The sequence below is a fragment of the Myxococcales bacterium genome, assembly GCA_016706225.1.
Taxonomy (GTDB): Bacteria; Myxococcota_A; Polyangia; order Polyangiales; family Polyangiaceae; genus JADJKB01.
Genome location: JADJKB010000013.1, coordinates 264,531 through 278,866 on the forward strand (window position 1 = coordinate 264,531; position 14,336 = coordinate 278,866).

11 protein-coding genes are annotated in these 14,336 nt (G+C 68.7%); 10 read left to right on the forward strand and 1 reads right to left on the reverse strand.

Annotated elements, in window-relative coordinates; genetic code table 11:
- Positions 1–204 precede the first annotated feature (204 nt).
- The 10 genes from IPI67_22235 (at position 205) to IPI67_22280 (ending at position 12,316) form a co-directional block, all read left to right on the forward strand.
- Entirely contained in the window at positions 205–627 is a 423-nt protein-coding gene (locus tag IPI67_22235) for a hypothetical protein (protein ID MBK7582901.1), read from the forward strand.
- Between the two features lie 138 nt (positions 628–765).
- Positions 766–2,151 (forward strand): zinc-regulated TonB-dependent outer membrane receptor, encoded by a 1,386-nt coding sequence (locus tag IPI67_22240; GenBank protein ID MBK7582902.1) that lies wholly within the window; start codon positions 766–768, stop codon positions 2,149–2,151.
- 13 nt (positions 2,152–2,164) lie between these two features.
- Positions 2,165–3,073 carry a zinc ABC transporter substrate-binding protein gene (locus IPI67_22245; protein ID MBK7582903.1) on the forward strand — a complete coding sequence of 303 codons (909 nt, stop codon included), beginning with the start codon at positions 2,165–2,167 and terminating at the stop codon, positions 3,071–3,073.
- 11 nt (positions 3,074–3,084) lie between these two features.
- Positions 3,085–3,846 carry a metal ABC transporter ATP-binding protein gene (locus tag IPI67_22250; protein MBK7582904.1) on the forward strand — a complete coding sequence of 254 codons (762 nt, stop codon included), beginning with the start codon at positions 3,085–3,087 and terminating at the stop codon, positions 3,844–3,846.
- A 142-nt stretch (positions 3,847–3,988) separates the two neighbouring features.
- On the forward strand, positions 3,989–4,870 hold the full coding sequence (locus tag IPI67_22255; protein MBK7582905.1) for a metal ABC transporter permease: 882 nt from the start codon (positions 3,989–3,991) through the stop codon (positions 4,868–4,870).
- 85 nt (positions 4,871–4,955) lie between these two features.
- The gene (locus tag IPI67_22260; protein ID MBK7582906.1) at positions 4,956–6,704 is read left to right on the forward strand and encodes a mechanosensitive ion channel family protein; all 1,749 of its coding nucleotides are present in this window, start codon (positions 4,956–4,958) and stop codon (positions 6,702–6,704) included.
- Entirely contained in the window at positions 6,701–7,945 is a 1,245-nt protein-coding gene (locus IPI67_22265; protein MBK7582907.1) for a potassium transporter Kef, read from the forward strand. Before IPI67_22260 ends, IPI67_22265 begins: the two co-directional genes overlap by 4 nt.
- On the forward strand, positions 7,942–9,315 hold the full coding sequence (locus tag IPI67_22270) for a sodium:proton exchanger (protein ID MBK7582908.1): 1,374 nt from the start codon (positions 7,942–7,944) through the stop codon (positions 9,313–9,315). The genes IPI67_22265 and IPI67_22270 overlap by 4 nt, the downstream gene beginning before the upstream one ends.
- A gap of 43 nt (positions 9,316–9,358) precedes the next feature.
- Positions 9,359–10,063: a hypothetical protein gene (locus IPI67_22275; protein ID MBK7582909.1), complete on the forward strand. Its 705-nt coding sequence runs from the start codon at positions 9,359–9,361 to the stop codon at positions 10,061–10,063.
- 6 nt (positions 10,064–10,069) lie between these two features.
- A complete protein-coding gene (locus tag IPI67_22280) occupies positions 10,070–12,316 on the forward strand; it encodes an amino acid permease (GenBank protein MBK7582910.1) in 2,247 nt (748 codons plus the stop codon).
- Between the two features lie 19 nt (positions 12,317–12,335).
- On the opposite strand, the gene IPI67_22285 is transcribed toward IPI67_22280, so the two are convergent.
- Entirely contained in the window at positions 12,336–14,324 is a 1,989-nt protein-coding gene (locus IPI67_22285; protein ID MBK7582911.1) for a serine/threonine protein kinase, read from the reverse strand.
- Positions 14,325–14,336: the final 12 nt, after the last annotated feature.

The window sequence follows — 14,336 nt, forward strand, 5'->3', positions numbered from 1 at the left end:
AAGCTCTCCTGCCGGGCACTGCCCGAACATCCACCCTACGGAGCAAGGGCCGGACCAGCCAAATTTCCGCGGGTTCGCGGCGCTCTCTGCTCCCCACCGTGGTGGCAGAGACGCGAGGGCTGCGGCCTCTGAACCACAGGCGCAGGTGCGCCCTCTCGGGTTGCGGACCCGCCCACTCACGTGGCAATACTTCGCTGTCGTTCGATGACTCGTCGCCAGCCCCGAACCTCCCGCTGCCTCGCGCTGTCGCGGTTGCTCGCGTCGGTGCTGGCGCTCGCGCTGATGGGCGCGCAGCTCGCGAGCATCGGGCACCACGTGCTGGTCGCACACTACCTGTGCAGCGTGCACGGCACGTTGCATCACGGTACCGCGCCCCCGGTCGCGATCGCGGCCGCCGGCGACACGCCGACCGTGACGTCCAGCGCCGAGCTCGACCACGGCACCCACGACGACTGCGCGTTCCCGATCCGAACTCCCGATCAGCTGGCGGAGCTGCCCGAGCTCGCTGCCCTCGGAGCGCAGGAAACGCCCGCTGATGCGCGGGTGGTTCTGGCTCCGGCGCGCGCGCACGTCAGCATCTCGCTCTTGGCGCTCGCGCCGAAGCTCTCCCCGCCCGAGCTCGGCTGAGCCGCACCGGCGCTCCGTCGCCGGTCTCAGCACCCGGTGCGCGCCCACCCGCTGCGCCCGGGGTCCCCCAGCGATCGTGGTTCGCCCACGCTCGCTTCGACTCGTGCTCGCCGCTATCCGTTCGTGAGGCTTCGTCCGTTGTTCAAAGCATTTCCCCTGTCGTTCGCGCTCACGCTGGGTGCAGAGGTCGCGCTCGCCCAGGCCACACCGCCAGGAGCGCGACCGAGCACGCCTGCCGAAGCACGAGCCGCCGCTGTCGGCGAAATCGACGGCGACCCCGACGCCAGCAATGAGACAGCACCGCCTCCGACAGCGGTCCCCGGCAAGACCGCGGGCCCCGTGACTGAGCGCGCGGAGCCGACTTCGGAGACCGACGCCGTGTTCGCCGATCTCGAACAGGAGCTGACGCCGGGCGCCCCGCCGGCCGTTGGCGCGGCGGCGCGTCCCGAGTCCGCCGCCTCGAAGCCGGCCCGCGGGAGTGCTTCGATGAACCCCGATCTGTCCCTGGTCCTGGATTTCGCCGCAGCCGGCTTCTCGACGCGCGAACACCGCCAGACCGGCGGCCACGACCCGACACGAAATGGTTTCAACCTGCAGTCGCTCGAGCTGTCGGCAAAGAGTGTCGTCGACCCCTACTTCCGCTTCGACGCCAACCTCGTGTTCGCGGAGGACGGCGTCGAGATCGAAGAGGTCTACGGGACGACCACCGACCTGCCGGGCGGACTTCAGGCGCGCTTCGGACAGTTCCTGACGCGCTTCGGCCGCATCAACCCGACCCACCCCCATGCCTGGGACTTCGTCGATCAGCCGTTTGCCATCGGGCGAGCGTTCGGCGCCGAAGGCAATCGAGGGCCTGGCGTCGAGCTGTCCTGGCTGTTGCCCTTGCCGTGGTACGTGGAGCTCGTCGCGTCCGCGACGCATGCGACCGGCGCCGGCACTGCCCGGAGCTTCTACGCGGCGAGTGATCCCGGAGTCGATGGCCCGAAGGATCTGCTCTACGTCACCGCGCTCAAACAGTTCTTCGATCTGTCATCCAACTGGTCGCTGCTGGTGGGCACTTCGGGCGCGTTCGGGCCGAACGACACCGGGCGCGACGCGCGCACCGCGATCTACGCGACCGACCTCTACCTGAAGTACCGGCCCATCACCCGCCAGAGCTCCACGGTCGTTTCGCTTCAGACCGAGGTGCTCTACCGCCGCCGCCAGATCCCGAGCCTGGTCTGGGACGTGAGCGGATACAGCCAAGCCTTCGTGCGCTTCGCGCGCCGCTGGGGCGCGGCCCTTCGCTACGAGCTCGGCACGCCGGCCTACGCCAGCGACGGCGCCATCACGATTGATCCCATCGATCCCGATTGGACCCGTACTCGGCATCGGGTCAGCGCCAACGTCAGCCACTGGCCGAGCGAGTTCTCTCGGCTGCGCCTGCAGGGATCCCGCGACACCGCGAGCGACGGAAAAGGAATTTGGGCGGCCTTCCTGGCCGCCGAGCTGGTCGTGGGAGCCCACGGCGCCCACGCATTCTAGAGAGGAAATCAGCATGAACCGATGGCTTGGTGTTCTGGTGCTCGTCGCGCTCTCGGCGTTCGGAAAGACCGCGAGCGCAACGCTCGCGATCGTGGCGACCACGGCCGATCTGGCCTCGATCGCCAAGGAGGTCGGCGGTGCGGACGTCGAGGTGACCAGCCTCTCGCTGCACACGCAAGACCCGCACTTCGTGGACGCCAAGCCTCACCTGGCTCTCAAGCTGGCCAAGGCCGACCTGCTGATCGCCATCGGCCTCGATCTCGAGATCGGCTGGCTGCCGACGCTCCAGACCGGCTCGCGCAACGGCAAGATCCAGTTAGGCGCGGACGGCTTCCTCGACTGCTCGGACCTGATCAAGGTGCTCGATGTGCCGGGGGGCAAGGTCGACCGCAGTCAAGGCGACGTGCACCCGCAGGGCAACCCGCACTACATGCTCGACCCCCGACAGGCCGCGCGCGTGACCAAGGGCATCGCCGACCGACTGGCAAAACTGGACGGCGCCCACGCCGATGCGTATCGCAAGAACGCGCTCGCGTTCATCAAGAAGCTGGGCAAGGCCACCAAAGGTTGGGAGGCGAAGCTCGGCAAGGTGAAGGGGGCGAAGGTGGTCGCGTACCACAAGTCGATCGCCTATTTTTCCAGCTGGCTCGGCCTGGACGTCGTCGAGTACGTCGAGCCCCGCGCCGGCATTCCGCCGAATCCGCATCACGTCGCGCACGTGATCGACGTTGCCAAGCAGGCCGGCGTGAAGGCGCTCCTGCAGGAGGCCTATTACCCGGCAAAGAACAGCGAGATGATCGCCAAACAGGTCGGCGCGACGCTCGTGAAACTACCCGGCGGCCCCGACTTCAAGGGCGGCAAGAGTTACATCGCGTACCTCGACGGCGTCGTGAATCAGCTGCTCAAGATCTACGGCAAGTGACGGGCCCTGCCATGACTGAGACCGAAGAAACCCCCAGCGTTCTCCTGTCGAGTGTCGCCCTCGAGGTCGGCTATCTCGGGGACGCCATCCTGCCGCCCATCGATCTGTCGATCCGGGCCGGAGAGTTCTGGGCGGTGATCGGTCGCAACGGCTCCGGCAAGACGACCTGGCTGAAGACCATGCTCGGCCTCTTGCCGCCCGTGCGGGGGCGCGTCGAGGCGGGGCGCCCGGGTTTGAGGTTGTCGTACCTGCCCCAGCGCAAAGCCATCGACGAGCTGTACCCGCTGCTCGCACGTGACGTCGTGCGCATGGGCCTCGACCGCCGCTGGTCCTTCTTGCGCCCGTGGCTCGGCGGCGAGCCACCCGAGGTCGAGGCTGCGCTCGACGAGATGGGAGTGTTGTCCCTCGGCGACGAGCCGTTCCGACGCCTCTCGGAGGGACAGAAACAACGCGTGCTGTTCGCGCGCCTGGCCGTCTCGCAGGCTGATGTTGCCGTGCTCGACGAGCCGACCAGCGCGATGGACCAGGTCGCCGAACACGAGGCGTTCACGCTGCTCGACGCTCTGCGCAAGCGGCATCGCCTCTCGATCGTGATCGTGAGCCACTACCTGGGCATGGTGCGCCGGTTTGCCGATCGCGCGCTGCTCCTCGATCGCGACACGGCCACGGCGATCACCGGCGCCCCTTCGGAGGTCTTCTCCGACGCGCGCTTCCAGGCGCGTTTCAGCGAACACCCCCCGCCCGATAAAACCCATGAGGCAGAAGTTGTCTGAGCCAACGCCCGCGGCGAGCGATCAGGCCCTGAGTGATCAGGAGCTCGAGGAGGCATTTGGTGGCGATCTCGGCGCCGGACCGGGCGCGGACGCGGGCGCGCGGGTCGAAGGCGAGCCGAGTGCGGACGAAGCCGCGCCCGTGATGGGCGCCGCCCGCAGCGCCCAGGAAGGCGCGCCGACCTGGTCCGAGTTCAGCCACGGCTGGGAGCTCGGGATCTACAAGGATCCGGTGCTGTGCGGCGTGTTCGCCGGCGTGGTGCTCGGGGTGCTCGGAGTGTTCGTCGTGCTCCGGCGGGCCGTATTCGTCACCGCCGCCATCAGCCAGGCCGCAGGGCTCGGTGTTGCGCTCTCGTTCTTGGTGGGGGTCTGGTTGCACGCCTCGATCCCACCGGTGGTGGGCGCGCTCGGGCTCGCGCTCGCAGCGACCGGGATCTTGACCTACCGCATGCAGCGCATGCGACTGCCACGCGAAACACTGGTGGGTCTCGTGTATCTCGCCTCCAGCGCGGGAGCGGTCTTGGTCGGCGATCGCATCGCCCAGGAGTCACAGGACATCGTCAGCATTCTGTTTGGCACGGCCGTGCTCGTGCGGCCGCTCGATCTCGTGCTGGTGATCGGCTCCGGCATCGTCTCACTTCTGATCGTCACGCTGTCCTTCCGCGGGCTCTTGTTCGCGGGGTTCGATCCCGAAGGAGCGAGCGTGCACCGCCTGCCTGTGCGCCTGCTCGATCTCTCGCTCTGGGTGCTGGTTGCGGTCGAGGTATCGATCACCACCCGAGCCATCGGTGCGCTGCCGGTCTTTGCGCTCTCGGTCGCGCCGGCGATGGCGGCCCTTGCGCTGCTCGAGCGGGTGCGCTGGACGTTGATCGTCGCCGGCGTCATTGGCGGCCTGGCCGGCGGTCTGGGTTACCTGTTTGCGTTCTTTTACGAGTTTCCGGTCGGCGCCTCCCAGGCCACTCTGGCCCTGGTTTTTCTGCTGTTTTGCCTGCCCGTCGCCCGTGCCCTGCGCGGCAGCGCGGTCTGACTCGAGCGCGCGGTTCTCGCCGGCCTTGCTTCCCGGCGGCCGGTTGTCGAAAGTTCCGGCGCGGGCCGCCGCACGGGAACGAGTCATGTCCAACCGAGCTCATCGCGCAGCGCGCGCACTGGCGATCTCGGGCGCGGCCTTCGCCCTGTCCTTCGTCGGCGTCGCTGCGGCCCAGGCGCCACGTGCGTCGCAGGCCACCGATCTCGAGCTGACGCCGCCTCCCCCCAAACCGGCTGCTGGTACCGCCGCAGACGCCGCGGTGGCACCACCTGATGCGAGCGCCGCGGCAGACCTGGTCGACGTGCCGACGCCACCGCCGCCGGAGCCTCCGCCAACGGCGAGCGCAGCGCGACCGGAGCCAGCGCCGACTGTGCCTGAAGGCGCACCGCCCGTGAGCTCGACTCCCGCGCCCGCGCCGAGCGCCGCCGCTCGCGACGCATCCGAGGTGCGGCTGGGCGATACCCCGATATTTCCGGTGCGCGTTGGTTTCCGAAACCAGAGCCCCCGGACGCGCGCCATGGCCGCCTCGGCCGCGCTGACCGCAGCCCTCAAGACCCAGAAGCCCGAAGACGTGCGAGTCGAGGAGCGCGCCGACGCGGTGATGATCTTCGCGGGCCCGAGCCCGATCATCGAGCTCTCGGCCGAGGACGCCACCGCCGCTGGCGAGGCCAACGTCAAGGACTACGCTGCGCGCGTCACCGCCAAGATCCGCGAGGCGATGCGACGCGAGCAAAACCGCAGCGCCATCGCCACCACGGTCTTCTCGCTCTCGCTGGTCGTGCTGGCGGCGCTCCTGGCGATCTACCTCTTGCGCAAGGTCGCGGAGTTCGCGGAGCGGGCGCAGAGCTACCTCATTGCGCACCCCGAGCGGGTGCCGCGACTGCGGATCTACTCCCTCGAGGTCGTACACCCGGCGGCCCTGCGCAGCGCGCTCCTGGTGAGCTTCGGAGCCGGCCGCTTCGCCGCGCAGCTCAGCGTCATCTACTTCTGGCTGCTCGGCTCGCTCTCGCTGTTCGACGCGACCCGGCCGTACACCGAGAAGCTCACCGCGATGGTGGTGTCGCCCATCACGAACCTGCTGGGCCGCCTGGTGGGGACGGTGCCGCTGGTCGTCGTCACGCTGCCTGCCGCGGTCGTTCTGCTGGTGGTCCTGCGGTTCATCGGCACGTTCTTCGACGCCGTCGCCCGCGGGGAGACCCGCGTGGCGTGGCTGCCCACGGAGCTCGCCGCGCCCACCAGCCTGCTCTTGCGCCTGGGGCTGGTCGCAGCGGCGCTTGCCTTCGGAGCGCCAGTGGTGACGGGCGACTCCGAGGGTGCGATGTCGCGCACCGGCAGCGTGCTGCTCGCGGCGCTCGGGCTCGGTGCCACTCCGCTCTTGGCCACGCTCCTGGTCGGAGCCGCGTTCAGCTATTCGAAGCGCTATCGGGAAGGCGACCTGATTCGCGTCGCAGGCCAGCTGGGTCGGGTGACCAAGCTCGGGATGTTGGAGGTCTCATTGCGCGCGGAAGATGGCGCCGAGCTCAGAATTCCGCACCTGGCTTCGCTGCTCAAGCCGAGCGAAACGCTCACCAGCGGTCGGGTGAGCGTGGACATCACCGTGGCGGCCGACCAGCGCGCGGCCGCGACGCGCGAGCTGCTGGCAACGGCAGCGGGCTCGTTCGGTCGCGACCTCGAGTGCCAGCTGGTGCATGCCGACGCCGACGGCTTGGTCTTCCGCGTGTCCGTCACTGCCGATGCTGAGGACGCTCCTGCGCGGTTGCTCACGCTGCTGGTCGATGCCCTCGTCGAACACGGTGTACCGCTCGGGCGGGGACGGGCCCTGGGGGGGGCGTGAGTTCGATCCTCGTTTTGGTCGGCCTGTTGGTGCTGGCGTATCTCGGAAGCATTCTCGTCGGCGGCCGCGCAATCCGCGGCTACGGACTGCCTTCCGGCGCGGAGTACGTGATCTTGGGTTTTGTGCTTGGACCGCACGCGCTCCGCGTCGTGGACCGCTCCACCCTGGCTGCTCTCGAGCCCGTTGCTCAGGTCGCGCTCGCGTGGCTGGCACTCGTCGTCGGCGTCGACTACGGCTTCGTTGGCGATCGTAGGATCCCGATGCGGCGGCTGGCGGGCGGTGTGCTCCTGTCGCTTGGATGCGCGCTCGGCGTCGCCGGGGCGTTCGCCGTCTACGCGCAGGCGTTCACGTCGCTCGCGGGCCGGCAGCTGCTGATTGCCTGCATCGGTGTCGGAGCCGTGTCGTGCGAGACAACCCGACATGCGGTTCGCTGGGTGGTCGAACGCTACGAAGCCAGCGGTCCGTTGTCTGATCTGGTCGCCGACATGGCGGACGGTGACGACGTCGTGCCCCTCGTGGCCATCACGGTTGCGTTCGCCATGGCTCCCAGCCCGGGCATCATGCAGGCCCTACCCGTGTGGGCGTTCACCGCCACGACGCTGGGCGTCGGAGTGCTCCTCGGCGCCCTCGCCTCGGCCTTGCTGCGGGTCGAGTCCAGGGTCACCGAGACATGGGGGATCTTGCTCGGTGCTGCGCTCTTCGGCATCGGCACGGCGACCCGCCTGGGGAAGTCGAGCCTGGGCCTTTTGTTCGCGCTCGGCCTGACAATCTCCGTCCTGGCCGGTCGACGCGGCGAGATCCGCACCATGCTCGATCGCACGGAGCACCCGGTGATCCTCCCGGTGCTGGTGCTGTGTGGCGCCTACCTGGATCTCAGCATCCCGGAGCGGTTGCCGATCTTGGTGTTCGTCGTGCTCTCGGCGAGGGCTGCGACCAAGTGGGTGAGCGGGCAGCTGCTCCGCCTCTCCCCGGCCGGGCGCGGCGCAGGCAGACTGCTCGGGTTCGGCATGCTGCCGTCCGGCGCCGTGACCATGGCGTTCGGCCTGGCCTTTGCCATTCGCTTCCGCGGTGAGGTGGGTCAGACGGTGCTGCTGGTAGCGACGGCGGTGACCCTCTTCGGTGAGTTGCTCGGCCCGACTTCGCTCCGGCTTGCATTGCGAGACGTCGGCGAGATCGCGGCGCCGCCTTCCTCGAGGACGGGCGCCGGGCTGAGCAGCCGTCCGCCCGCGGAGCAGAAATGAGCGCGCCGGCCAGCGGAAAATCCCTGACGACACGCCTCACGCAGCTCGTCACGCTGGTCGCCTTGTTCGGCTCGCTGTGGCTGGGCATCCGCATCGTCCCGGAGTTTCACGGCGCCGGGTCGCTGATCGGGGCACTGGGTTTTCTCCTGCTCGCGGGCACGTTGGCGAGCGAGCTGTGTGAGGTCGTCTCGCTGCCGCATCTCACCGGCTACATCTTGGCGGGCGTGATCGCCGGGCCCCACATCCTGCATTTGCTCGACCACGAGACCGTGTCCCGACTATCCATCGTCAACACGCTGGCCATCGCGCTGATCTCTCTGGCAGGCGGCGCCGAGCTGGTAATCGGAGACCTGCGCAAGGCCGCCAAGAGTCTGCTCTCGGCAACGCTGTTCCAGTCCTTACTGGTGTTCGTGCTGTCGGCGGCGATGTTCATGGCCATCGCCCGCTTCATCCCGTTCACCCGTGAAATGCCCTCGGCGGGGGTGTTTGCTGTCGCGTTGCTGTGGGGTGTCTTGGCCGTGAGCCGCAGCCCCTCGGCAGTCCTGGCCATCCTGAGTCAGACCCGTGCGCGTGGCCCCGTCGCGAGCTTCAGCCTGGCGTTCGTGATGTCTTCGAACGTCGTGGTGCTGGTGATGCTGGCGTTCGGCATGATGTTCGCGCGCCAGCTCCTGGTCCCCGGCGCCGAGGCATCGTTCGAAGACTTCGAGGTTCTGGGTAATCAACTGCTCGGCAGCGCATCCCTCGGCACTTCCCTCGGCCTGCTCTTGGCCCTCTACCTGCGCTTCGTCGGCTCCCAGCTCACGGTCGTGCTCCTGGCGCTCGGATATGGCCTGACTGAGGGGCTGCACTATCTACACTTCGATCCGATGCTGACCTTCCTGATCGCCGGCTTCGTGGTGCGGAACTTCTCCGCGCAGGGCACCAAGCTCCTGACGGCGGTCGAGCAGACCAGCTCGATCGTCTTCGTCGTCTTCTTTGCGGCGGCGGGAGCACACCTCGACATTCCGCTGCTCGCCTCGTTGTGGCCGCTGGCGCTGGCGCTCGGGGGCGGCCGCGCGCTCGCGACCTGGATCGCCCACCGCATCGGCGGGCGGGTGGCGAAGGACTCGCCGATGGTACGCCGCTGGGGCTGGGCCGCCCTCGTCCCCCAAGCCGGCCTGACGATCGGCTTTCTGGTGGTCATCTCCCGGGTATTTCCGGCCTTCGGCCCGGAGTTCGCCTCGCTCTGCATCGCCATCGTCACGGTCAACGAGGTGGTCGGGCCGATCTTGTTCAAGCTCGCGCTCGATCGCAGTGGTGAAACCGCGCCAGAGGCCCGAGAAATCAACGCGCCTCCGGCTCCGACCGAGCAGCCGGCGACCCCGATGTGAGTGGGTTCGCCTCACGGCGGACCCCGTGTAGTATCTCGGCCCCATGTCGCTCGTGCGCTGTTCGAACCTCCACCTCGCCCTTCCCCTTGCGCTGCTCATCCTCGCGGCGTGCAACCAGAAGGATCCGAAAAAATGCGAGGAGGCCCAGAGTGTGATCCGCCAGGGGATCTTGGCGGAGGATTTTGCTTCCGCGCGCCAGTGGCGTGATTACGCCTATCGGCACTGCGCGGAGCGCAGCGCTCTGGATGCTCTGGACAAGGACATCGTCGAGAAAGAGGCCGAGACCAACACCAAGAAGGCGGCGGCCGAGGCCAATCGCCAGGCGACCGCGCAGCTCATCAAAGTGTTCAGCGAGTGGGTCGGCACTCACAAGGGCAATCCCACCTCGGCGGCCGTCAACGTGACCTGCCAGGAACCCGCCGATCCCAAACACGAGAAAGATCGCTGGTGCTCCCGCGAGCGCGCCGCCGGCGAGCACAAACTCCGAGTGAGTTACTGGGAGGCCACGCCGGAGGTATTCGAGTTCTCCACTCTGAGCCCGGGCGACGTGACCTGCGAGGCGCTCGGCGGTGGCACCACGTTGAAGAGCGCCCACAACGGTGCGCTGGTTCACTGCGCGCTCAGTGGGGGTGCGGTGGCCGGGACTCAGGCGCTGATGGTGCGCACGGCGCAGGGGACCTGGGTCAGCGTGTTTTCTCCCAGCTATCCCGAAAAGAACGAGGCGTTCCGCCGGCGCCTCAACATGTAGTCCGCGTTGGAAGCTGCTCCCGAATCGACCGCACTCGGTCCGCCGCCGGCGGAGCGAACCCTCGGGCTCTTGGCCGCTACCGGCATCGGCGTCGGCGCCATCGTTGGCGGTGGATTCATCGTCCTGGCCGGCGCGGCGTTCCGCGCGGCGGGGCCCGCCGCACTGCTCGCGTTCGCCCTGAACGGCGCCATCGCCGCCGTAACGGCGCTCTCGTTCGCGGAGCTCGGCACCGCCTTCCCCGAGTCGGGCGGAGCCTACGTCTTTGCAAAGAAGATCCTCTCGGTGCGCGCGGCGTTCGCCGTCGGCTGGGTGCTTTGGTTCGCGTACATCGTCGGCGCCGTGCTCTACGCCCTCGGTTTTGCCGCGTTCTTCTCGGAGCTGTGCGCCGACGCCTGGCGTGCGACCGGCAGCCAGGCGCCCGCGTTCTTGACCGGTCGCCGCGCGGTGCTCGTGCTCTCGGTCTTGGCGTCCGGCGGATACACCTTCGCGCTGTCGCGCCACTCGACCGGTGGTGGGCAGTGGCCGACCATCGGAAAGCTGATCGTCTTCGGCGTGCTGATCGCCGGCGGGCTCTGGGCCCTGGGTGTGCGAAAGGGCGACCCAATCGCCGCCGATCTGTCCCCGTTCATGCCCAACGGCCTGCTCGGTGTGTTCACCGCGATGGGCACCACCTTCGCCGCCTCGCAGGGCTTCGAGCTGGTCTCCGCAGTCGGCGGTGAAATCCGCGACCCACTGAAGAACGTCCCGCGCGCCACCCTGCTCTGCCTCGGGGCGAGCTTGCTCATCTATCTGCCGTTGCTCTTCATCGTCGCCACCGCGGGCACACCCGCCGGCACCACGATCGCAGCCATGTCGGAGAAAAACCCCGACACCGTCACCGCGCTGGCCGCCCGGGAGTATCTCGGTTCGTTTGGCTACCTCCTGGTGATGGTGGCCGCGGTGCTCTCCACCCTCTCGGCACTGCAGGCGTGCTTGCTCGCAGCGTCGCGGGTTGCGTTCACGATGGCCATCGACCGCACGCTGCCGAGTCTCCTGGGAGAGCGGCACCCGACCCGCGGCACTCCCGTGATGGCGCTCTACGCCACGCTGCTCGCGGTGACTGCGATCTCGTTCATGGTGCCGAACCTCGCCGCCGCGGGTTCTGCCGCGGGCCTGATCTTTCTGGTGTCCTTCGCGCTGGCGCACTGGACGGCGTATCTCGCCCGCCGCCGAGGCGGCGCGCCGGAGGGGGCCTTCCGTGCACCGTTCTTCCCGCTCGTCCCCGTCGTCGGCGGAGTGTGCTGCGTCGCGCTCAGCTTGTTTCAGGCAGTCGCCGAGCCCGCGGCCGGCGCCGTCAGCGCCATCTGGTTGGGGCTGGGTGTCCTGCTCTACATCGGCGCGTTCAGCTCGCGGGCTCAGATGGCCGACGCCCGGGCCGAGGCCCGCGACCCGGAGCTGCTCAAGCTTCGCGGACGCTCGCCGCTGGTGCTCGTCCCGGTGGCGAACCCCGACAGCGCCGCGGGCCTGGTCGAGGTCGCCAGCGCGCTCTCGCCGCCAGACGTCGGCCGAGTCTTGCTGCTCAGCGTCGTGAAAAAGCCCCAAGGCGCGAGCGACACCCCGCCGCTCTCGCTGGTCCGCGCTCAAGACGTGCTGGTCGAAGCGCTCACCCGCGCCATGGGCCGCGGGCACAGCCCGGAAGCGCTGATGACGATCGCCGACGCACCTTGGACCGAGATCGAGCGCATCGCCCGCACGCGTCAGTGCGAGGCGGTCTTGCTCGGGCTGACGCGGCTCGACGAGACGCGGACGCTCAACGAGCTCGAGTCGCTGCTCAACCAAGTGGACTGCGACGTCGCGGTGCTCAATGCACCCCCAGGTTTCGAGCTGGCCGCGGCCCGACGCATTCTGGTGCCCGTCGGCGGCCGAGGTCGACAGCACAACCTGCGCGCTCGCCTGCTCGGCAGTTTGTCGCGCGGCAGCAGGCGCGAGGTCAGCTTTCTGCGTGTGCTCGCCGAGAGCACCCCCGACCCAGTGCTGCGGGAAGCCGAGCAGAGCCTCGCCCGGCTCGCCCACGACGAGGCCGGTGGCAGGCCGAAAGCGCTGGTGGTGAAGGCCGACGACTCGGTGCAGGCCGTGGTCGAGCTGGCTGCCGACACCGATCTGCTGGTGCTCGGCCTACCTCGCGTGGCTGGCAAGGCCTTGTTCGGTGAGTTCGCTCTCAACGTCGCTCGCGGCGCCCGCTGCGCGACCATCATGCTCAGCCAAGGCCGGTGACGGCGAACGGTTGACCGATTCAGCCCGCCCGCTCTGTCGACCCAACCGCGTCCGCTCCGGCGCGCCGGCCCTCGACGATGCCGCCGTCGGCGCTCATCGCGATCACCATGCCGACGTCGGCGAACAAACTCACGATGGGCGCCACCCAATCGGGATCTTGCCACACGGGCTGGAAGAACTCGGCCCCCGGCTCACGCATGAAGATACACCCGGCACCGCTGGCCCAGATGCGACCGGCGACGTCGACCGCCGCCGCCGGGAGATCTGGCTTGCCCTTCAAGAACCAGTGGCTCGCGCCGTTGTCGTCCACACAAACCACGAGACCTTCGCTGCCGGTAGCGACACCCAGCCGCCGATCGGCGCGCCCCGCGCACGAGAGCAGCGCACGGACCCGCGGAATGTCGAGCATGTCCACCTGCCAAAGCAGCGGGTAGTAGAGCGCCGCGAACCCGGCGCCATCGGAGCGTCGACCCGCGATCAACCAGCGATCGTCACCCACGCGCGCCACCGAGCTGACGCGCGCGACTTCGTCGAGCCGGAGCGGCTTGAGCCAACGCCGCGACGAGAGCGCATACAGCACCGGGGGGCGGTTGTCGGACTCTCCGACCACCACGGCCAGGTCGGCGAATTCGCCGCTGGCGTACGCAAAGCTCACCTCGGGGGACGGACCTCGCACGACCTCCGACACTCCGTCCGCGGAGTAGGTCGCGAGCGTTGCCTGATCCCCGCCGACCAACCAGCTGCCCGCCGACACGCGCTGCACGAAGCGGATCCCGCGCTCGTTCGGCAGTTCATCCATCGGCGATGCCAACCAGCCGGTGCCGTTCCAGAACCGCAGCCCGTGGTTGGTCGCCGCCAGGCATCGCCCATCGCCATCCCAGGCCACGCTGCGTACCACATGGTCGTCGCCCGGTCGGTGGCGCACCGTCCAGTTCCACGCGGTCTGAGCCTCGACCGGAGGCTGAACCACCGGCGCAATGCTCTCAGCTCGGCGTGAGGATGCCGAGCGCGGGCCACCCTTGAGCCAGGGCAGGACCATCGACGCGAACATCTGCGCGGTGCGCGGGCGGTCTTCCGGACGGGACGCGGTCGCCAGCCTGAGCGCCAGATCGATGCCGGCGCAGGCCGCGGGTTGCTCGCGCAGATCCGGGTTCAACATGCTCGACTCGAGCACGCTCGTGCGCTCGGGTGCCCGGATGAGCGCCAGCGAGTCCATTGCCACGCGGGTGGGAAAGAGGCCGCGGCCGGTGAGCATGAAATACAGATCGACGGCGAAGGTGAAGACGTCGCTCCAGGTCCCGATGCGGCGGTCGTCGAGGGCCGCTTGTTCGGGTGGGGCATAGCCCACCGTGCCGACGACGATCCCGCCGAAGGTTGCGTTCATGCCGATCGGGCGCGCCAGACCAAAATCGGTGATCTTGAAGATCTCGCTGTCACCGTAGCCGCAGCAGAGCACGTTGTTCGGCGTGAGATCTCGGTGGATCACCCCCACCTCGTGCACCGCGTCGATGCCCTTGGCCATGCACTCTACCGCCAGCGCCGCGCGAGCCGCGTCGAAGGCATAACCGGTCTTGTCGACGCTGTAGGCCACCCGCTCCGTGAGCGTCGTACCCTCTGCGCCACCGTGCACGTACTCGAGGGCGAGCCACGGCAGCTCGAGGGTGCGGCCGCCGTAGATCACCGGCAGCACGCCGGCGTCGATCATCCGCACCACGAAGGGCGTAGGCGGCACGCGGCTGTTGAGCCGCGCCAGGGCGGTCGCTTCTTTGTCGACGACGAGCTTGGCCGTGTCGCCGGCTTGCCTCACGTAGTGCGGTTTCAGCAGCTTCAGCACCACGGGCGATTTCCCGTCCCGCGAGTGCCGCATGCCGAAATAGGCAATGCCCATGGCGCCAGTCCCGAGCATGGACCCGAGGCGAAACGTCACTCCGGGCTCGCGCTGCGACGTGATCTCTTGCTGCGCGAGCACGCTCAGCGACTCGTCGTTGTCAGGGATCTGGAGCACCACGGCGGCGGGAGG

What these genes read in the sequence shown, in the direction of transcription:
- IPI67_22255 (MBK7582905.1), top strand. Translation starts at nt 3,989, where the DNA reads ATGGGCGCCGCCCGCAGCGCCCAGGAAGGCGCGCCGACCTGGTCCGAG.
- IPI67_22275 (MBK7582909.1), top strand. Translation starts at nt 9,359, where the DNA reads ATGTCGCTCGTGCGCTGTTCGAACCTCCACCTCGCCCTTCCCCTTGCG.
- IPI67_22250 (MBK7582904.1), top strand. Translation starts at nt 3,085, where the DNA reads ATGACTGAGACCGAAGAAACCCCCAGCGTTCTCCTGTCGAGTGTCGCC.
- IPI67_22260 (MBK7582906.1), top strand. Translation starts at nt 4,956, where the DNA reads ATGTCCAACCGAGCTCATCGCGCAGCGCGCGCACTGGCGATCTCGGGC.
- IPI67_22270 (MBK7582908.1), top strand. Translation starts at nt 7,942, where the DNA reads ATGAGCGCGCCGGCCAGCGGAAAATCCCTGACGACACGCCTCACGCAG.
- IPI67_22245 (MBK7582903.1), top strand. Translation starts at nt 2,165, where the DNA reads ATGAACCGATGGCTTGGTGTTCTGGTGCTCGTCGCGCTCTCGGCGTTC.
- IPI67_22235 (MBK7582901.1), top strand. Translation starts at nt 205, where the DNA reads ATGACTCGTCGCCAGCCCCGAACCTCCCGCTGCCTCGCGCTGTCGCGG.